The organism is Pectobacterium carotovorum (assembly GCF_900129615.1).
GTDB classification, from domain to species: Bacteria; Pseudomonadota; Gammaproteobacteria; order Enterobacterales; family Enterobacteriaceae; genus Pectobacterium; species Pectobacterium carotovorum.
The window spans coordinates 1-18,121 of the sequence record NZ_FQWI01000006.1 but is presented as its reverse complement, the minus strand read 5'-3'; the positions used below and the strand labels follow the sequence as shown (position 1 = coordinate 18,121).

The 18,121-nt window shown below is 56.1% G+C and carries 17 protein-coding genes and 1 riboswitch; of the genes, 13 read left to right on the top strand and 4 right to left on the bottom strand.

Going from position 1 to position 18,121, the window contains the following annotated elements; all coding sequences use genetic code 11:
- Positions 1-49: 49 nt before the first annotated feature.
- Positions 50-198, top strand: a riboswitch (molybdenum cofactor riboswitch).
- From moaA to BUB06_RS13125, 6 genes are all read left to right on the top strand, one after another.
- The gene (gene moaA / locus BUB06_RS13150) at positions 186-1,175 is read left to right on the top strand and encodes a GTP 3',8-cyclase MoaA (protein ID WP_010297668.1); all 990 of its coding nucleotides are present in this window, start codon (positions 186-188) and stop codon (positions 1,173-1,175) included. It overlaps the preceding riboswitch by 13 nt.
- A 34-nt stretch (positions 1,176-1,209) precedes the next feature.
- Positions 1,210-1,728, top strand: a complete 519-nt coding sequence (gene moaB / locus BUB06_RS13145; protein WP_039473429.1) for a molybdenum cofactor biosynthesis protein B — start codon at positions 1,210-1,212, stop codon at positions 1,726-1,728.
- A gap of 18 nt (positions 1,729-1,746) precedes the next feature.
- On the top strand, positions 1,747-2,241 hold the full coding sequence (gene moaC / locus BUB06_RS13140) for a cyclic pyranopterin monophosphate synthase MoaC (RefSeq protein ID WP_010280924.1): 495 nt from the start codon (positions 1,747-1,749) through the stop codon (positions 2,239-2,241).
- Positions 2,238-2,483, top strand: a complete 246-nt coding sequence (gene moaD, locus BUB06_RS13135) for a molybdopterin synthase sulfur carrier subunit (RefSeq protein WP_039473428.1) — start codon at positions 2,238-2,240, stop codon at positions 2,481-2,483. Before moaC ends, moaD begins: the two co-directional genes overlap by 4 nt.
- 2 nt (positions 2,484-2,485) lie before the next feature.
- Positions 2,486-2,938 (top strand): molybdopterin synthase catalytic subunit MoaE, encoded by a 453-nt coding sequence (moaE, locus tag BUB06_RS13130; RefSeq protein WP_010297660.1) that lies wholly within the window; start codon positions 2,486-2,488, stop codon positions 2,936-2,938.
- A gap of 112 nt (positions 2,939-3,050) precedes the next feature.
- Positions 3,051-3,758, top strand: a complete 708-nt coding sequence (locus BUB06_RS13125) for a Bax inhibitor-1/YccA family protein (protein ID WP_010297658.1) — start codon at positions 3,051-3,053, stop codon at positions 3,756-3,758.
- 71 nt (positions 3,759-3,829) lie between these two features.
- On the opposite strand, the gene BUB06_RS13120 is transcribed toward BUB06_RS13125, so the two are convergent.
- The 4 genes from BUB06_RS13120 to hlyD are packed head-to-tail and all read right to left on the bottom strand — an operon-like array spanning position 3,830 to position 8,907.
- Positions 3,830-4,966, bottom strand: coding sequence for an ABC transporter permease (locus BUB06_RS13120; RefSeq protein WP_039473426.1), 1,137 nt, complete (start codon positions 4,964-4,966; stop codon positions 3,830-3,832).
- Positions 4,967-4,975: 9 nt separating this feature from the next.
- A complete protein-coding gene (locus BUB06_RS13115) occupies positions 4,976-6,151 on the bottom strand; it encodes an ABC transporter permease (RefSeq protein ID WP_039473424.1) in 1,176 nt (391 codons plus the stop codon).
- Positions 6,144-7,886 carry an ATP-binding cassette domain-containing protein gene (locus tag BUB06_RS13110; RefSeq protein WP_039473422.1) on the bottom strand — a complete coding sequence of 581 codons (1,743 nt, stop codon included), beginning with the start codon at positions 7,884-7,886 and terminating at the stop codon, positions 6,144-6,146. The genes BUB06_RS13115 and BUB06_RS13110 overlap by 8 nt, the downstream gene beginning before the upstream one ends.
- Entirely contained in the window at positions 7,879-8,907 is a 1,029-nt protein-coding gene (gene hlyD, locus BUB06_RS13105; protein WP_039473419.1) for a secretion protein HlyD, read from the bottom strand. The genes BUB06_RS13110 and hlyD overlap by 8 nt, the downstream gene beginning before the upstream one ends.
- Before the next feature lie 553 nt (positions 8,908-9,460).
- Here hlyD and BUB06_RS13100 point away from each other — a divergent pair.
- The 7 genes from BUB06_RS13100 to rhlE all read left to right on the top strand — a co-directional run bounded on the left by BUB06_RS13100 (position 9,461) and on the right by rhlE (position 18,003).
- Positions 9,461-11,584: a TonB-dependent receptor gene (locus BUB06_RS13100; protein ID WP_039473874.1), complete on the top strand. Its 2,124-nt coding sequence runs from the start codon at positions 9,461-9,463 to the stop codon at positions 11,582-11,584.
- Positions 11,574-12,593: an ABC transporter substrate-binding protein gene (locus BUB06_RS13095; protein WP_039473416.1), complete on the top strand. Its 1,020-nt coding sequence runs from the start codon at positions 11,574-11,576 to the stop codon at positions 12,591-12,593. Before BUB06_RS13100 ends, BUB06_RS13095 begins: the two co-directional genes overlap by 11 nt.
- Complete coding sequence (locus tag BUB06_RS13090) at positions 12,590-13,579, top strand: FecCD family ABC transporter permease (RefSeq protein WP_039473414.1); 990 nt, start codon at positions 12,590-12,592, stop codon at positions 13,577-13,579. Before BUB06_RS13095 ends, BUB06_RS13090 begins: the two co-directional genes overlap by 4 nt.
- The gene (locus BUB06_RS13085; protein ID WP_039473411.1) at positions 13,572-14,603 is read left to right on the top strand and encodes a FecCD family ABC transporter permease; all 1,032 of its coding nucleotides are present in this window, start codon (positions 13,572-13,574) and stop codon (positions 14,601-14,603) included. The genes BUB06_RS13090 and BUB06_RS13085 overlap by 8 nt, the downstream gene beginning before the upstream one ends.
- 12 nt (positions 14,604-14,615) lie before the next feature.
- Positions 14,616-15,467, top strand: coding sequence for an ABC transporter ATP-binding protein (locus BUB06_RS13080; protein ID WP_039473872.1), 852 nt, complete (start codon positions 14,616-14,618; stop codon positions 15,465-15,467).
- Complete coding sequence (locus tag BUB06_RS13075; RefSeq protein ID WP_039473408.1) at positions 15,457-16,266, top strand: IucA/IucC family C-terminal-domain containing protein; 810 nt, start codon at positions 15,457-15,459, stop codon at positions 16,264-16,266. The genes BUB06_RS13080 and BUB06_RS13075 overlap by 11 nt, the downstream gene beginning before the upstream one ends.
- A gap of 297 nt (positions 16,267-16,563) precedes the next feature.
- Complete coding sequence (gene rhlE / locus BUB06_RS13070) at positions 16,564-18,003, top strand: ATP-dependent RNA helicase RhlE (RefSeq protein ID WP_039473404.1); 1,440 nt, start codon at positions 16,564-16,566, stop codon at positions 18,001-18,003.
- Positions 18,004-18,121 lie beyond the last annotated feature (118 nt).

Here is an 18,121-nt window from a genome sequence, read left to right as displayed (position 1 = left end):
AAATCACGATTCTTGAGCGGTTATCTCGTGGCTGTTTAACGGATAACTGATAGGAATCAAACTCCTAGCCTTGGTGCCTAAGTGATGCGCGTAGTGCGCATGATACGGTGCCCTGGCCGTGGCCTTCGCGGTCACCAGGGTGCGAGGCAGAAATGCCTGCATCTCCCGTATTTGGAAAGGTGTTTATGGTGAGTCAACTGACTGATGCGTTTGCGCGCAAGTTCTACTATTTGCGTCTGTCTATCACAGACGTCTGCAATTTTCGTTGTACCTACTGTCTGCCGGATGGCTATCAGGCCAATGGTACGAATCCACATCGCTTTTTGTCACTCGATGAAATTCGTCGCGTCAGCCGCGCCTTTGCCGAATTAGGGACGGAAAAAGTCCGCCTCACCGGCGGTGAACCGTCTTTACGCCGTGACTTTGTCGATATCATTGCGGCAATCCGTGAAAACCCCGCTATCCGCACGCTGGCGGTAACCACCAACGGCTACCGTTTGGCACGCGACGTTGCTCAATGGCGCGATGCAGGCCTGACGGCGCTGAATGTCAGCGTCGACAGCCTTGATGCACGCCAGTTTCATGCGATTACCGGGCAGGATAAATTCCGGCAGGTGATGGACGGTATCGATGCGGCCTTTGACTGTGGATTTGCCAAGGTCAAAGTCAACACGGTGCTGATGCGCGATGTAAACGCAGGCAGCCTGCAAACTTTCCTCGACTGGATTAAACACCGCCCGATTCAACTACGCTTTATTGAACTGATGGAAACAGGGGAAGGGGGCGACGTGTTCCGCCGTCACCACGTTTCCGGTGAGGTGATCCGCCAGCAACTACTGCAACAAGGCTGGCAGCAGCAACAACGCGCACGCAGCGACGGCCCGGCTCAGGTGTTCAGCCATCCCGACTATCAGGGAGAAATTGGGCTGATTATGCCGTATGAGAAAGATTTCTGCCTGAGCTGCAACCGCCTGCGCGTATCCGCTGTGGGTAATCTTCATCTGTGTCTCTTTGGCGAACAGGGCATTCCGCTGCGTGATTTGCTGGCCGACGATCGCCACCTCGATGATTTGAAAATGCGTATCTCGGGCGGGCTATCGGCGAAAAAGCAGACCCATTTCCTGCATGAAGGGAATAGCGGCATCACGCAAAACCTGTCATTTATCGGCGGCTAATCCGCGACATCACTGATTCTTAAAGGAGCCTGACATGAGCAAAGTCAGCAGCGAATTCGTTTCTCTCAATCTTGCGGTTTTAACCGTGTCCGAACGTCGTACGGCGGAAGATGATACGTCCGGTGATTATCTGCGTGAAGCGGCGCAGTCCTCAGGACATCGCATCGTCGACAGCGCCATCGTGAAAGAGAATCTGTACCAGATTCGGGCACAGATTTCGGCGTGGATTGCCAGCGATGAGGTGCAGGGCATTTTGATTAATGGCGGGACGGGCTTTACCGCAGGGGATGTGGTGCCGGAAGCCATTGGCGTCTTGTTCGATCGGGAAATTGAAGGTTTCGGCGAGCTGTTTCGCATGGTGTCGTACGAAGATATTGGTACGGCGACGCTGCAATCCCGCGCGCTTGCCGGTCTGGCTAACCAGACGGTGATTTTCGCTATGCCGGGTTCGACTCGCGCCTGCCGAACTGCATGGGAACGCATCATTCAGGAACAGCTGGATGCGCGCCAGAAACCGTGCAATTTTTACCCGCACTTGAAAAAATCCTCTTAACGGTAAGCCTTATTCACTATGTCATCATCTAAGCCACAATTAACCCACATCAACGCCGCTGGCGAAGCCGCGATGGTGGATGTTTCCGCCAAAGTTGAAACCGTGCGTGAAGCCCGCGCGGAAGCTTTCGTTGAAATGGCACCGCAGACGCTGGCGATGATTATTGCCGGCAGCCACCACAAGGGCGACGTGTTCGCCACCGCGCGCATCGCCGGAATTCAGGCGGCGAAACGTACCTGGGAACTGATTCCGCTTTGTCATCCGCTGTTGCTGAGCAAAGTTGCTGTCGAGCTGGAAGCGCAGCCGGAGCACAATCGGGTTCGTATAGAATCCGTGTGTCGCCTGACGGGAAAAACCGGCGTGGAGATGGAAGCGCTGACGGCGGCTTCTGTTGCTGCGCTGACCATCTATGACATGTGCAAGGCCGTGCAGAAAGACATGGTGATTGGTCCGGTGCGCCTGCTGGCGAAAAGCGGCGGCAAATCCGGCGACTTTACGGCGGAGGGAGCATGATTACGATTCTGTTTTTTGCACAAGTCCGTGAACTGATCGAGACAGACAGCCTGTCGCTGCCTGCTGAGTATGCCACCGTAGAGGATGTCCGACAGGCGCTATGCAAACGCGGCGCGCGCTGGGCGCTGGCACTGGAATCCGGCAAGCTGCTAGCTGCGGTGAATCAGTCGCTGGTTGAGCTCACGCACCCGTTACAGGACGGCGATGAAGTGGCGTTTTTCCCACCGGTAACGGGAGGTTGATCGTGGCAGACACGCGTATTCTGGTCGGCGAAGAGAACTTCAATGTAGGTGATGAATATCAGTGGCTGGCGCAGTGCGATGAGGACGGCGCGGTGGTGACGTTCACCGGTAAAGTGCGTAATCACAATCTGGCGAAAAACGTTAGCGCGTTGACGCTGGAACATTACCCCGGCATGACGGAAAAGGCGCTGGCGGAGATTGTTGAGCTAGCACGCGAGCGCTGGGAACTGCCGCGTGTGAGCGTGATTCATCGGGTGGGCGCACTTTATCCGGGGGATGAAATTGTGTTCGTTGGCGTCAGTGCCGCTCACCGCAGTGCGGCGTTTGATGCCGCCCAATTCATCATGGATTACCTGAAAACCCGCGCGCCATTCTGGAAGCGAGAAGCGACGCCGGAAGGCGAACGCTGGGTGGAATCACGCGACAGCGATAAACAGGCCGCGCAGCGCTGGTAGTCCATTTCTGTGTTAGGATAAAAGGATGGCGGGGAGAGAATATTCCGTCTCGATCCCCCAATCAAGCGGTTCGCGCCGCGTTAATCAGATAACTTTATGCAAAGGTAACATCATGGACAGATATCCACGCTCGGGTTCAATCGTTGAGCGCTCGCAGTCTGGTCTTCAGGCCTATATGGCACAGGTTTATGGTTGGATGACCTGCGGCCTGCTGCTGACGGCGTTCGTCTCCTGGTACGCGGCGAATACGCCTGCCGTACTGAATTTTGTTTTCTCCAGCCAGATCACGTTCTTCGGCCTGATCATTGCCCAACTGGGGCTGGTCTTTGTGATTTCTGGCATGGTGCAGCGCCTGAGTGGCACGGTCGCTACGTCGCTGTTTATGCTTTATTCCGCGCTGACGGGGTTGACGCTCTCCAGCATTTTCATCATGTACTCCGGTGAATCCATCGCCAGCACCTTTGTGATTACGGCAGGGATGTTCGGAGCGATGAGCCTGTACGGCTACACCACGAAGCGTGATTTGAGCGGCTTCGGCAGCATGCTGTTCATGGCGCTGATCGGGATTGTTCTGGCTTCGCTGGTGAACCTGTGGCTGAAAAGCGAAGCGCTGATGTGGGCAGTAACCTACATCGGTGTGGTGGTGTTTGTCGGGCTGACCGCGTATGACACCCAGAAGCTGAAAAATATCGGCGAGCAGTTGTCCGTTGATGACAAAGACAGCTTCCGTAAATACTCCATCGTGGGCGCGTTGACGTTGTACCTCGACTTCATCAACCTGTTCCTGATGCTGCTGCGTATTTTCGGTAACCGTCGTTAATTTATCTCTCCTGTCTGGCGCGGATCCCCGCGCCAGACAGCTTCCTACCTACTATTTCCTCTCACCTGCTGTTACGCAATATTCCGTCTAAAAATGGCGTAGGCTGCCGAGCCGGTGGTTAGCGTGATGATGAACAGCGGCCATAGACTGCCCCAGATAATGCTGAAATCTGCATCCTTGAGGTAAATCTGCTTGGTGATGTCGGTGAAGTGACGAATCGGGTTAACCCAGGTGATGTGCTGCAACCAGATCGGCATGTTCTCAACCGGTGACACATAGCCGGAAAGCAGAATCGCGGGCATCAGGAAAACGAACACGCCGATAAACGCCTGCTGCTGCGTTGAACAGAGCGAGGAAATCAGCAGGCCAAAGCCCACCAGCGACAGGCCATAGATCAGCATCGTGGTGTAAAACAGCAGCAGCGATCCGGCGAAGGGGATATGGAAAATCAATATGCCCGCCAGCAGCACAATGGTGGCCTGAAACGTGGCGACAATCAGCGCGGGGATGGCTTTGCCAATAAAGATCTGGCTGGTGGACAGCGGCGAAACCAGCAGCTGTTCCAACGTACCCTGTTCCCGCTCACGTGCCACGGAAAGCGCGGTGACAATCAGCACGCCAATAGTGGCGATCATGGCAATCAGTGACGGCACCACAAACCATTTGTAGTCCAAATTCGGGTTATACCAGTGGCGCACCACCAGCTCGCTGTTGTTTGGATTTGAATGGTTCTGAGTGGCGGCGTTTTGAGCCGGTCTTGCCGCCAGCAATTCCAACTGATAATCCCGTACGATGTGCTGCACATCGTTGGCGGCGATCTGCGCGCTGTTTGAGCGCCTGCCGTCCAGAATAAGCTGGAGCGATGTACTGTTCCCGCTGGCGATATCGCGCGAGAACTGCGGGGGAAAGCGCAGGATGAGAAGCGCGCGCTGGTTATCCAGCGTCGGTGCAATATCCTGCGAGTGGTGCAGCATCAGCACGTGAGAAAAGGATTTTGCCTTGGCAAAGCGCTGCGTCAGCTCTATTGCATGCGGCCCGTTATCCTCGCTGTAAATCGCAATGGTCGCGTTGGTCACGTCGAGCGTCGCAGCGAAAGGGAACAGGGAAACCTGAAGAATGACGGGCAACACCAGAATGGAGCGTGTTTGCGGATCGCGCAGCAGCGATTGCAGTTCCTTGATAATCAACGTCCACAGACGATGTAGCATAGTGGCTCCCTAATCCAGCCTGCGCCGGGTTTGCCAGGCCGTCAGGCCAATAAAGACTATCGCGGAGAGAATCAGAAACAGCAGGTTAGTCATCAGCACCGTACCGATATTTCCCGCGAGAAACAGCGTTTGCAGCGTGCTGACAAAATAACGTGCCGGGATGAGGTACGACACGCCGCGGACAAATTCCGGCATGCTGTCGATTTCAAAAATAAAGCCAGACAGCATGATAGCCGGCAGAAATGCGGCATTTAGCGCCACCATTGCGGCGTTGAACTGGTTGCGGGTGAGGGTGGAGATGAGCAGCCCCATGCCCAGCGTGCTGGCAAGAAACAGGCTGCTGATAACAAACAACAAAATCAGCGAACCGCGATAGGGTACCTGCATGATGAAGGTCGACACCAGAATACACAGCGTCATGGCAATCATGCCGAGAAAGTAATAAGGAATGAGTTTGGACAGCAGCAGCTCGGCACGGGTTACCTGCGTAGAGAGCAGCGCCTCCATCGTCCCACGCTCCCATTCGCGGGCGATCACCAGTGAGGTGAGAATTGCACCAATCACCGTCATGATGATGGTAATCGCGCCGGGAATGATGAAATGCTGGCTGATGGCGGCCGGATTAAACCAGTAGCGCGATTGCACCTCAATAAGCTGCTCGAAGGTATAACCGCGATCTTCCGCCCGCTGCTGTTGCCAAAGTAGCCAGATGCCTTCCGCGTACCCCTGCACAAAATTCGCCGTGTTAGGTTCGCTGCCGTCGGTGATGACCTGGATCGGCGCGCGATCGCCCGGCCGCGCCAGCCGTTCGGCAAAGTCAGTGGGGATGACGATCAGCCCGCGAATGCTGCCGGCCTGCATCTGTTGAATCAGATGCTGACGATTATTACTGATGGTCGGCGCGATAAACGGCGAGGCCGCGAAAGTATTCGCCAGATCGCGCGCGTCTTCGCTCTGCTGCTCCATCAGGATACCGACGTGCAGGCGGCTGGAGTCCAGATTGATGCCGTAGCCAAAGATAAACAGCAACAGCAGCGGAATCACAAACGCAATCAACCCGCTGCTGGGGTCGCGCAAGATTTGGCGCGTCTCTTTCAGGCACAGCGCCCGCAGGCGACGCGTGGAGAAGTGCGTGCTGCCGCGCTGGCTCGTTTTATCCTGCTCGGATCTATTCTGTTCAAGCATGTTCCGCCTCCCCGTCGTACGCCTGAATCAGCGCGATAAAGGCTTCCTCCATCGTCGGCGATGGCATCTGTGCGCTGGCTGCCTGATGCTTCAATTCGTCCGGCGTACCGCTGGCGATCAGCTTGCCGCGATACACCAGCCCGATGCGGTCGCAGTATTCGGCTTCGTCCATGAAGTGGGTGGTGACCATCACCGTGACGCCGCGATTGACCATGCCGTTGATGTGTATCCAGAACTCGCGTCGGGTGAGCGGATCGACGCCGGAGGTCGGTTCGTCGAGAAACAAAATGTCGGGTTCGTGCATCAGCGCGCAGGCCAGCGCCAGCCGCTGCTTGAATCCCAACGGCAGGGCATCTGGCGTTTGGCGATAAATCGGTTGAAAGTTGAAGGCGTCAGTCATTCCTGCCATTTTATCGCGCTGCGCTTTGCCCTTAAGCCCATAGACGCCGGAGAAAAATCGCAGATTCTGTTCGACGGTCAGGTTGCCGTAAAGCGAGAACTTTTGCGCCATGTAACCCAAATGCTGACGGGCTTTACCGGAGCTGGTTTTCAGATCCATGTCGAGCACCAGAGCCTTGCCGTCAGTCGGCACCAGCAGGCCGCACATCATCTTGAAGGTGGTCGATTTTCCCGCGCCGTTCGGACCGAGCAGGCCGAAGATTTCTCCTCGCTTCACCTGAAAACTGACGTGATCGGTTGCAGCGAAATCACCAAATTTTTTCGTCAGCGCCTGGGCTTCAATCACCGTTTCACCGCCGCTGACGTCAATCTGCGGCATGATGCTCGCCAGTGATGAATCACTGGCCGGGCCACCGCCCAACAGGTCGATAAAAGCATCTTCAAAGCGCGGATCGGTGTCGTGCAGGCTGCCAGCTTCCAGATGCAAGGCGGAGAGCAACGATGTTCGATCCGCGTCGGGTTTCAGCATCAACCTGACGTACTGCCCCTGAATCACGCCGTCGCTGACCTGTGGCAGGCGCAGCGCTTCCTGCAATACATCCCGATGTCGGCGATCGCCGGTATCAATCAAAATACAGCGCCCCGCCATGCGTGCGGTCAGATCGCGCGGCGCACCGCGATACAGCAGTTCGCCCTCGTTCAGCAGTAGCACATCCCGACACTGCTCCGCCTCATCGAGGTAAGATGTGCTCCACAGGATCAACATGCCGTCGTCGGCCAGTTCGTGCACCATGTGCCACAGTTCGCGGCGAGAGATCGGGTCGACGCCCACGCCCGGTTCATCCAGCAGAAGCACCTTAGGCTGCCCCAGCAGCGTACAGGCTAGCCCTAACTTTTGTTTCATACCGCCAGACAGTTTGCCTGCCAGCCTGTCGGTAAAGCGGGTCAGATCGGTAAATGACAGCAAGCGGTCAAAGGTTTCTTTGCGCACATCGCCGGTGATACCGCGCAAATCGGCATACAGCGTCAGGTTTTCCATCACCGTCAGATCTTCATACAGGCCGAATTTTTGCGGCATATAGCCCAAAATGGCATGGAGTTGGCGATCCTCTTTGATGGGATCCAGATTCGCCACGCGCAGAGTTCCGTGGCTGGGTGTTAATAATCCTGCCAGCATGCGCAGCAGGGTGGTTTTACCTGCGCCGTCGGGGCCAACTAATCCGGTAACCGCGCCGCTGCGTATCTCGGCAGTAAGGCTGGCGAGTGCGGGCTTTTCCTGTCCGGCGAAGCGTTTTTCCAGCCCGTCCAACGCAATCTGCGTGGAAGCATTAGTCATGACGAACGGGCTCGTTGGCGCGACTGGCATCTCCAGTGTGCGCATCCTCAAAACGCAGCGTGACCGGCATCCCTTGCCGTAATCCATCATCGGGATCGGTAACAACAATGCGCAGTCGGTAAACGAGATCGGTGCGGAGATCTTCCGTTTCGACACTTTTCGGCGTGAATTCGGCGCTGGGGGAGACAAAACCGACTTTACCGCGATAGGGCTGGCTGGGGCGGCCATCGGTGTAAATCAGCATTTGACTACCGGGCACGACGCGGCCGAGATCTTTCTCGCTCACGTAGGCGCGAACCCAAACCGGGCGAGTGAGGGAAAGGGTGAAAACGGTACTGCCGGATGCCAACATACTGCCTTTTTCGGCGGCGCGAGTGAGGATCACGCCGGGAGACGGTGCAAGCAGTTCGGTATCCTGCTTATTCAGTTCCGCCTGAGCCAGTCCGGCTTCGGCCTGTGCCACCGCTGCCTGCGCAGCGGCAATTTCCTGCGGTCGGTTACCGCTTTCGAACTGGCTCAGCTTGTCTTTCGCCGCCTGTAGCGTCGCAAGCGCTTGATTGCGCGTCGTTCTGGCATCGTCCAGCATGTTGGCGGAAATGGCGCGTTTGTCCCACAGCCCTTGCTGACGCTGGTAGAAGCTGTTGGCGTAATCATAGGCCGCCTGACTCTGGACAACCTGAGATCGCACCTGCGCGATCTCTTCCTGCCGGTAGCCTTCCTGTGCAAGCTGAAGCTGTGCTTGCGCGCTGGCGAGATTCGCCTGTGCCTGGTTTTGTGCATTCAGGTAAGGCGCGGCATCGAGCGTTGCCAGCGGCTGGCCTGCCTGTACGGCATCGCCTTCATCTACGTTCAGCTCGGCCACTCTGCCGCCGACGCGAAAGGCCAGATTGACGGTGCGGATATCGATATTGCCGTAGAGCGTGAGCGGTTTTTCCTGCTGCTGATGGTGGTGATAAAAGCCGTAACCCACGCCGAGCAGGATAAGGACGAGGGCGGCGAACGCCAGTTTTCTCTTGTTCATCACGCATAGTTCCTTGTTTATCAAGCATAGTTCCTTGTTTATCAGCGGTGTGCTTGTCGGCGGTAGCGATCCCGCAGGCCGTTAAGAGGGCAGGTCGTCTCTTATTTCTGAAGGTTATTAATCATATGACGGGTTACAGGGGTTTATGACGATTTAGAGTGATCGAGTTCACAAAAATGCGTTACATCCGGTCGAGGTTTTTGCGCAATACCGACGTTATCTGGCGTAACGCCTTTATTTTGTTAAAAAAATGGAAGGAATTAGAAAAAATTGTAATTTATTCCGTTGAATGATAATAATTGTTATTAGCAATTACATGTTTATTGCACCGATATAGTGATCTGGCAGCACTGGCGCGGCGTATAGAGTGAAAATCCCTGCATTCAATGCCTGAACCGATCATAACCCGCCAAGATGTTTCGCGTGAAACGAAGCATTTTGGCATTTTTTTGTCCGTGTCGCGGTGCCTGTTTTTTAGATAAGCCACCCGTCACCGGTAATGACTTTTATTCACGGTTGGATACATAACCAAAGGGGAAGGACAGTGAACCAGATGCGTACTTTACTCGCACTGATGCCATGCGTGCTGATTGCTCCGGCGTATGCACAGGATGACACGACCAAAAAGGATGAGGCGAGCGGCGATGAGATGGTGATTACTGCCTCACGCTCGAATATCCAGCAGCAGAAAGCGCCGCAGGTGGTCACCGTGATTACTAAAGAGCAAATTGAGCAGCAGATGCAGGTCACCTCCGACTCATCGCAAATTCTGAGCAATCTGCTGCCTTCGTTCTCCCCCAGCCGGCAGAAAATGAGCGGCAGCGGTGAAACCTTCCGCGGCCGTGCGGCGCTGGTGATGATCGACGGCATTCCCCAATCCAACCCGCTGCGTCCGACCGGGCGTGAGATGCACACGATAGACTACTCGATGGTCGAGCGTATTGAAGTCATCCACGGTGCCAACGCGACCAACGGCATGGGGGCGACAGGTGGGGTGATTAACATCATTACCCGTCGCCCGGAAAACGGCTCATTTAATCAGCACATCAATGTGCAAACCACGATCCCGACGGAGAAAATTCGCGGTGAAACTGCCAGCTATAAAACCACCTATCGGGTCGACGGACGTGAAGATTATCTCGACTACCTGTTCGCGATTGGCTATGAGAATCAGGGGCTGTATCTGGACGGTAACAATCGCCCTGTCGGCGTGGATAACACGCAGGGTGACACCATGGACTCCCGCTCTTACGACCTGTTAGCGAAAGTCGGCTACTGGCTGGATGACTATCAGCGCGTTCAACTGAGCGTGAACCGCTATCATATCAAAGGTGACAATGACTACCTTAGCGTTGACGGCGTGCGCAGGCTCGGTATTCCTACCACGTCGGTACGCGGTACGCCACCGGGTGAAGCGCCGAATAACAGTATCTGGACAACGGGATTAACCTACGAACACCACGATCTGGCAGGGATGAAACTGTCCGCGCTGGTGTTTAATCAGCGCTATGAGGCACTGTTTGGTGCAACCCTGTCGGATACCTTTCAGGATACCTCCATTGCTCCTCTAAATACGCTGTACGATCAGTCCCGCTCCGTTGCCAATAAGTACGGCACCAAGCTGGCGCTGACTAAAGACGATTTGCTGGATGATACGCTGAAAGTCACGGTGGGTTTCGATACGCTGTACGATAAGGGCAAGCAGGATCTCTATCTGACCAAGCGTACCTATGTGCCGGAGATGGAATACACCAACTATTCACCGTTTGTTCAGGCTGAATATCAACTGCTGGATAACGTTACATTGCACGCGGGCGTACGCCATGAAATTGCCAAGCTTCAGGTTAATGATTATCGAACGCTGGCCTCCAGTACGGCCTCTCAGGCAGATAATAGTGTATCCGTAGCAGGGGGGAGTCCGAAATTTAATGAGACACTGTATAACGCCGGTATCGTCTATGCCGCGACGGATTCACTCAGCCTGTTTGCCAACTACTCGGAAGGATTCGGCATGCCGGATGTGGGTCGTGCGTTGCGTGCCATTGATCAACCCGGTATTAGCCTGAAAAATTTTGACGGCTTTAAGCCGATTGTGACGGATAACGTAGAGACAGGTTTCCGCTTTAAGCGTGATAAATTTGACTTTGAAGCCAGCTACTATGAGTCCAAATCAAAACTGGGCGAACGCGTTCTGGCACAAGGTGATGTCTTTGTGTCCCAACGTCAGCGTACCCAGATCCGTGGGGTAGAAGTCAGTGCTGGCTACCAAATTAACGAGCAGCATAAAATTAATGCTTCTTATGCCCATAGCGAGGGGAAGTATGACAGCAATGGCGATGGTAAGGTGGATAAGAAATTCAACGGCTTGAATATCGCACCGGATCGCCTTATCACAAGCTGGTCAGCGAATTGGAATGACCAATGGAGCTCATTCGTGCAGACAAATTACGCCTTTGGCCGCAGCTTTGACGATGCGGGCATGGCGTTTGACGGCTACCTGCTGATGGATGCTGCCGTGGGGTACAAACTGCCGTATGGCCGACTCAATGTTGCGGTGGCTAACCTGCTGGATAAGCAATACATTACGTATTACTCACAGGCTGCGCTCAATAACAACACGCGCTATTTCTCTGGGCGTGGACGCACGGTGACGCTGGGTTATTCGATTGATTTCTAAGCTTAACCGATTTAATTCCGTCCTCAATTCAGCAACACGACCGCGTTTTGCGCTGGCCGTGTTGTTGTCTTTTCTGCTGGTGACGTTGGCGCAGGCATCTGAGTCGCCGCGTCAGATTCGGCACGCGCTGGGCGTGACTACGGTAACAGGGACACCGCTGCGTATCGTGACGCTGTTTCAGGGCGCGACGGACTCTGCCGTCGCGCTGGGAATCAAGCCGATTGGCGTGGTGGAATCGTGGACGGAAAAGCCGATTTATCGCTACCTTCGCCCCGCCTTGCAGGGCGTCACGCAGGTTGGACTGGAAACGCAGCCCAGTCTGGAAACCATCGCGCTACTCAAACCTGACCTCATCGTGGCGTCTACGTTTCGGCATGAGAAAATCTACGGTCTGCTGTCGCAGATCGCGCCGACAATTGCGCTGGACAGGGTGTCTGAATTTAAAGAAACGGTGCAGATGATGGGCGTAGCGCTGAATCGGGAAGATAAGGCGAACGAGATTTTATCCCATTGGGATCGGCGCGTGGATTCCCTGCGCGACAGGCTGAAAGCCCGGTTTGGCGAACGCTGGCCGCTCAGCGTGTCTATTCTTGAATTCCGTGAAGATCACCTGCGTACCTATCTGCCCGCCAGCTTTGCTGGATCGGTGCTGTCGGAAATTGGTTTTGTCTGGTCGCGGCCGGAAAGCTATACGGCGGGTGTGATGCAAAAGCTTACGAGCAAAGAGAGCATTCCGGTGGTGGATGCCGATCTGTTCTTTGTTTTGCTGCGGTCAGACAAGCCTGCGGTAGCGCAGAACTATCGTGACTGGCAGGCTCATCCGCTCTGGCAGCGGCTGCATGCGCCTCAGCAGCAACAGGTTTATCCGGTGGATAACGTAGCCTGGAGCCTGTCTGGTGGTATTTTGGGCGCGAATAATATGCTGGATGATATCGAACGGCAGTTTGCTGGCAAAGCTGAGACCGTGGGTAAAAAAACCGATATCACCAAGGAGAGTCAGACGCGATGAGACAGTGCATCGTGACGGCAGTGGGTGTCGTATTGCTGCTGCTGAGTATCGTCGCCAGCCTGATGCTGGGGCAGTCGACGATTTCATTTAGCGCCGTGTTCAACGCGCTATTCCATTACGATCCGCAGCAGGTCGATCACATTTTGGTGCTGACGACCCGCCTGTCGCGGACGGTGATTGCCATCGTTGTCGGTGCCAGCCTTGCCGTTGCCGGTGCGCTAATGCAGGCGCTGACGCGCAACCCGCTGGCCTCGCCGGGGATATTTGGCATTAATGCGGGAGCCATGTTTGCCATCGTCCTGCTGTCTTCGCTATTTACCTTTTCCTCGCAGATCGCGCTGGCATGGACGGCCTATCTGGGCGCGGCCGTTGCTGGCGTCATGGTGTACGTGTTGGGAACGCTGGGCAACGCTCGTTCTAGCCACTTACGCATTGTGCTGGCCGGAGCCGCCATTAGCGCACTGTTTATTTCGTTTACGCAGGCGTTGCTGGTGATCAATCAGGACGGGCTGGACAGCATGCTGTTCTGGCTGGCCGGGTCGGTGTCCGGCCGTAGTCTGTCGATGCTGTTACCGCTCCTGCCGTACTTTGTTATCGCGCTATTGCTAGCGCTGCTGCTGGCGCGTCACCTGAATATCCTGGTGGCAGGCGACGAGATCGCCAAAGGGCTGGGACAGCGAACGGCGCTGGTGCGTGCGCTGTCCGGGCTGTGCGTGATCGGGCTGGCGGGCGGCGCGGTGGCGATAGCTGGAAATATCGGCTTTGTCGGGCTGATCGTGCCGCATATTGTGCGCCGCGTGCTGTCTGCCGATCACCGCTGGCTGCTGCCCGGCTGCGCTATTTTCGGTGCCACGCTGTTGCTGCTGGCTGATGTCGCCTCGCGTCTGCTGATCGTGCCGCAGGAAGTGCCTGTCGGGGCAATGACCGCGCTGCTGGGGGCGCCCTTCTTCATTTATCTGGCGAGAAGAGGAATGCGGCATGGGTAAGGTATATACCGTGCGCGTGGGAAGGGTATCGCGCCAGATTGATCGCCGCACGTCTGCGGTAGCGTTGTCGCTGCTGCTGGTACTGTTAGCCGTCGTGTTCCTCTCGCTGTCGTTGGGCGAGGTAGTGCTGTCGCCCGCTCAGGTGATGTCGGCGTTGCTGGGAAAAGCAGACAGCGGCGTGCACTTTATCGTCAACGACCTGCGGTTGCCACGTGCGCTGCTGGCGCTGCTAGTGGGCGGCGCGCTGGCGATATCCGGCTTGATTCTGCAAAGCATTGTGCGTAATCCGCTGGCCTCGCCGGATATTCTGGGGATTACCAGCGGCGCATCGGCAGCGGCGGTGTTCTTCCTCTCGTTTCTGGCGACGGCGATAAGCCAGCGCTGGCTCCCTGTGGCAGCGATGGGCGGGGCGTGGATCACCGCTGTCGCCATCTATCTGCTGGCCTGGAAACAAGGTGCATCGCCGCTGCGGCTGGTATTGGTCGGCGTTGGTCTGTCTGCCATTATGGGCGCAGCGGTGACCATGATGCTGGTGTTTAGCCCGATAGGTACCACGCTGACGGCCTATGTCTGGCTGACGGGCAGCATTTATGGCGCACAGTGGCAGCATGTATCTGCGCTGGCGGGCTGGCTGCTGCTCGGTGCGCCGTTTCTGGTGGGGCTGGCGCGACACGTTAATGTGCATGAGCTGGATGACACGCTGGCCTGCGGTGTCGGGCAATCTGTCGGGCGTATCCGGCTCGCGCTGTTGACGCTGAGCGTCGCGCTGGCAGGAGCGGCGATTGCCTATGCGGGCGCGATGGCGTTTGTTGGCCTGCTGGCCCCGCATATTGCGAAAAAGTTGGCGAGCCGTTCATTCCCTGGACTGGCGTTGGTGTCGGCGCTGACGGGCGGGTTACTGGTGATGGTGGCCGATTTGATTGGCCGCACTGCGTTCTTACCGCTGGATCTGCCTGCTGGTATTTTTATCTCCGTGCTTGGGACGCCTTTCTTTATCTATTTACTGCTTCGGCAACGTTACTGAGATCGCAAGATGATGCTAGAGAATGTGTTGCCAACACACGTCCCCCCAACTGACCGAGAAGCGATTGCCAGCCAGTCGCTAACGCTGAGTTATGAAAAACAGGTCGTGATTGATGCGCTGGATATCACACTGCCCGCCCAGAAAATTTCGGTGTTGGTGGGCAGTAACGGCTGTGGCAAGAGCACGTTATTGAAGTCGTTTGCCCGCCTGCTGAAACCCACGAGTGGGACGATTATTGTCAACGGGGCGGATATTCATCGGCAGTCCACCGTTGAGGTGGCGAAGTCACTGGCGATTCTTCCACAAACGCCGACCGCGCCGGAAGGCCTGACGGTCTATCAACTGGTGAAGATGGGGCGCTACCCGCATCAGTCATGGTTGAAGCAGTGGTCGGCAACGGATGAAGAAAAAGTGCTTCAGGCATTGCGCAGCACTGGCGTGCTGGCATTAAAGGATCGGGCGGTGGATTCACTGTCCGGCGGGCAGCGCCAGCGCGTCTGGATCGCGATGACGCTGGCGCAGGATACCGATATCGTTCTGCTGGATGAACCGACGACCTATCTCGATCTGGCGCATCAGATGGAAGTGCTGGATTTGTTGCGGGAACTGAATGCTCAGCAGCACAAAACCATCGTGATGGTGCTGCATGATTTGAATCTGGCGTGTCGCTACGCGCATCACATGGTGGCGGTACATAACCGGACGGTGTTTGCGCAGGGCAATCCGCGTGACATTCTCACGGAAGCCACGGTAAAAACGGTGTTTAACCTGAACTGTCGCATCATTGACGATCCGTTCTTCGGCACGCCGCTGTGCATTCCGTTTGGGCGTGAAGCGGCGGAGCGTGTGATCGATGTCGGCTAACCGCCTGACGGCACAGCAGTGGGCGATGCTCTCCGGCACGCTGCAATTAACGGATGCCTCACAGCGGGCAGGGCAGGAGAGTTGCCCGAGCCGTAGGGTGTTGGATCCTGAGTATTGCCGCTGGCTGCTGGAAACGCTGACGCCGCCGCTGCTGTCGCCATCGATCAAGGTTACCGCTTCGCTGCTGGCGAAACGCATTGGCTTCTTAACCACGGCCGCCAGCCTGTACGCCATGTCGGTGTATAACAAAGGGCTGAACATGACGCTGGATAACAGCGTGCTGGAATTCGGACACAACGGCCTGTGGACATCGACCATGCCGCTTTACGATCTGACGGTGTCCCAGCCGGAGCTGGGGCGACGAGACGCGTGGCGCGATAGCCTGTTCGACACGCTGTTTGCTCAACACCTGTCGCCGATCCTGCATACGCTGTCTACGGTGTCGGGCGCGCCGCTGCGCATTCTGTGGGAAAACGTCGCGGTGCGGGTGTTTTCGTTATACGAGCAGCGCATTGAGTGGGACGATCCGGCGGCGTCCTGTTCGCCGGGAATGACGCTGGCACAACAGGTGCAGCAGGATTTCGACGCCTTGCGGGCTGCGCCCGGCGAACGCTTTGGCTGTGATGACAACCCGCTGAAACCGTTCTTTCGTGCGAAAACGCGGGTTCCCGTCGCGGGGCGTTCGGCGAACTTTCGTGACGTGCGCTTTCGCCGCACCTGCTGTTTTTATTACAAGGCATCGCAGCCGCAGGAATACTGCCAAAACTGCCCGCTACTGCGTCCCACTAAAAAAACGTAGGGAACGTTTTTCAACGTCGCTTGCGACGGCCCACAGGGTGGCGGGCAGGAAGCTCGCCATACAAAAACGGGCTAACGTAGATAAAAATCCCTTAGTGGTCAGAATCTCTGCTACAATCGTCGGCAGTCATGCACCGTAGTTGTGCTCGTTCACCGTGGTTGTGCGTATGTCATTGTTTTACGTAGATTGTTAAGTAAGTTGTTACGTTAATCGTGGCCCGCCAAACCCGTCTTATTGACCCTCTGAAAACTACACCGGCTGCTGTCCGGTCAGAGCGGATCTGGAGTTGTTCTTTTTATGTCATTTGATTCTCTCGGCCTGAGTGCCGATATTCTGCGCGCGATTGACGAGCAGGGTTATCGCGATCCTACTCCCGTTCAGCGTCAGGCGATTCCTGTCGTGCTGGAAGGGCGCGATTTAATGGCCAGCGCACAAACTGGTACGGGCAAAACGGCGGGCTTTACGCTGCCGTTATTACAATTGCTGACCAGCCGTGAAGCGCAGCACAAAGGGAAAGGCCGCCGTCCGGTACGCGCGCTGATCCTGACACCAACCCGTGAACTGGCCGCGCAGATTGATGAAAATGTGAAGGCGTATAGCAAGTATCTGAGCCTGCGTTCACTAGTTGTATTCGGTGGGGTGAGCATTAACCCACAGATGATGAAACTGCGCGGTGGCGTAGATATTCTGGTGGCGACACCGGGGCGTCTGCTCGATCTGGAGCATCAGCGCGCCGTTGACCTGTCACAGATTGAAATTCTGGTGCTGGATGAAGCGGACCGCATGCTGGATATGGGCTTCATTCATGACATTCGCCGTGTACTGGCGAAGCTGCCTGCTAAGCGTCAAAACCTACTGTTCTCCGCGACCTTCTCTGATGAGATCAAAGCGCTGGCGAACAAGCTGCTGACTAATCCAGCCTCGGTTGAAGTCGTGCGTCGTAATACGCCGTCTGAACTGGTTACGCAGCATGTGCATTTTGTTGATAAGCGCCGCAAGCGTGAACTGCTGTCGCAGTTGATTGGTGAAAATAACTGGCAGCAGGTGCTGGTCTTTACCCGCACCAAACACGGCGCTAACCACCTGGCCGAGCTGCTGGAAAAAGACGGCATTACTGCCGCGGCTATCCACGGTAACAAAAGTCAGGGGGCGCGTACTCGTGCGCTGGCGAACTTTAAAGACGGCAGCATTCGCGTGCTGGTCGCCACGGATATCGCCGCGCGTGGTCTGGATATCGACCAACTGCCGCACGTGGTGAACTATGAGCTGCCAAACGTGCCGGAAGATTACGTTCACCGTATTGGCCGTACCGGTCGTGCGGAAGCAACGGGTGAAGCGCTGTCACTGGTCTGTGTGGATGAGCACAAACTGCTGCGTGACATCGAGCGTCTGTTGAAGCGTGAGATTCCACGTATCGCTATCGAAGGCTACGAGCCGGATCCGTCCATCAAGGCAGAGCCGATTGTGAATGGCCGTCAGGGCAACCGTGGCGGTGGCGGCGGTGGTGCACGTAACGCATCTCCTCGCGCACAGTCTGGCGCGCCACGCGGTCAGTCCGAGCGCAGCCAGAGTCAGGGCGAACGCCGGCCGGCCGATGGCAATCGCCAGCCGCGTAAAGCGGGCGGTAATAGCGATAGCCCGTGGGGGGGTAATAAAGGTAATAGTGGTAAGGGCAGTGGCGAAGGCCAACGCCGCGCGCCGCGTCCGCAAAACCGCAGTAAGCCAGCGGACAAGTAAAATAGATAGGGAGCCAGCGGCTCTAATGCTTTTCAGTTAAGCTTTTGAAGGTAGCCGTAACGTGTAACGTTGCGGCTTCTTTTTTACCGCCCTCGGGTAATGTCTCGCTCGGCGAGTC

Coding starts and splice junctions, on each gene's coding strand:
- BUB06_RS13125 (WP_010297658.1), top strand. CDS start 3,051: ATGGACAGATATCCACGCTCGGGTTCAATCGTTGAGCGCTCGCAGTCT.
- BUB06_RS13120 (WP_039473426.1), bottom strand. CDS start 4,966: ATGCTACATCGTCTGTGGACGTTGATTATCAAGGAACTGCAATCGCTG.
- moaC (WP_010280924.1), top strand. CDS start 1,747: ATGTCATCATCTAAGCCACAATTAACCCACATCAACGCCGCTGGCGAA.
- hlyD (WP_039473419.1), bottom strand. CDS start 8,907: ATGAACAAGAGAAAACTGGCGTTCGCCGCCCTCGTCCTTATCCTGCTC.
- moaA (WP_010297668.1), top strand. CDS start 186: ATGGTGAGTCAACTGACTGATGCGTTTGCGCGCAAGTTCTACTATTTG.
- BUB06_RS13115 (WP_039473424.1), bottom strand. CDS start 6,151: ATGCTTGAACAGAATAGATCCGAGCAGGATAAAACGAGCCAGCGCGGC.
- BUB06_RS13080 (WP_039473872.1), top strand. CDS start 14,616: ATGCTAGAGAATGTGTTGCCAACACACGTCCCCCCAACTGACCGAGAA.
- moaB (WP_039473429.1), top strand. CDS start 1,210: ATGAGCAAAGTCAGCAGCGAATTCGTTTCTCTCAATCTTGCGGTTTTA.
- rhlE (WP_039473404.1), top strand. CDS start 16,564: ATGTCATTTGATTCTCTCGGCCTGAGTGCCGATATTCTGCGCGCGATT.
- BUB06_RS13090 (WP_039473414.1), top strand. CDS start 12,590: ATGAGACAGTGCATCGTGACGGCAGTGGGTGTCGTATTGCTGCTGCTG.
- BUB06_RS13100 (WP_039473874.1), top strand. CDS start 9,461: ATGCGTACTTTACTCGCACTGATGCCATGCGTGCTGATTGCTCCGGCG.
- BUB06_RS13085 (WP_039473411.1), top strand. CDS start 13,572: ATGGGTAAGGTATATACCGTGCGCGTGGGAAGGGTATCGCGCCAGATT.
- moaD (WP_039473428.1), top strand. CDS start 2,238: ATGATTACGATTCTGTTTTTTGCACAAGTCCGTGAACTGATCGAGACA.
- BUB06_RS13075 (WP_039473408.1), top strand. CDS start 15,457: ATGTCGGCTAACCGCCTGACGGCACAGCAGTGGGCGATGCTCTCCGGC.
- BUB06_RS13110 (WP_039473422.1), bottom strand. CDS start 7,886: ATGACTAATGCTTCCACGCAGATTGCGTTGGACGGGCTGGAAAAACGC.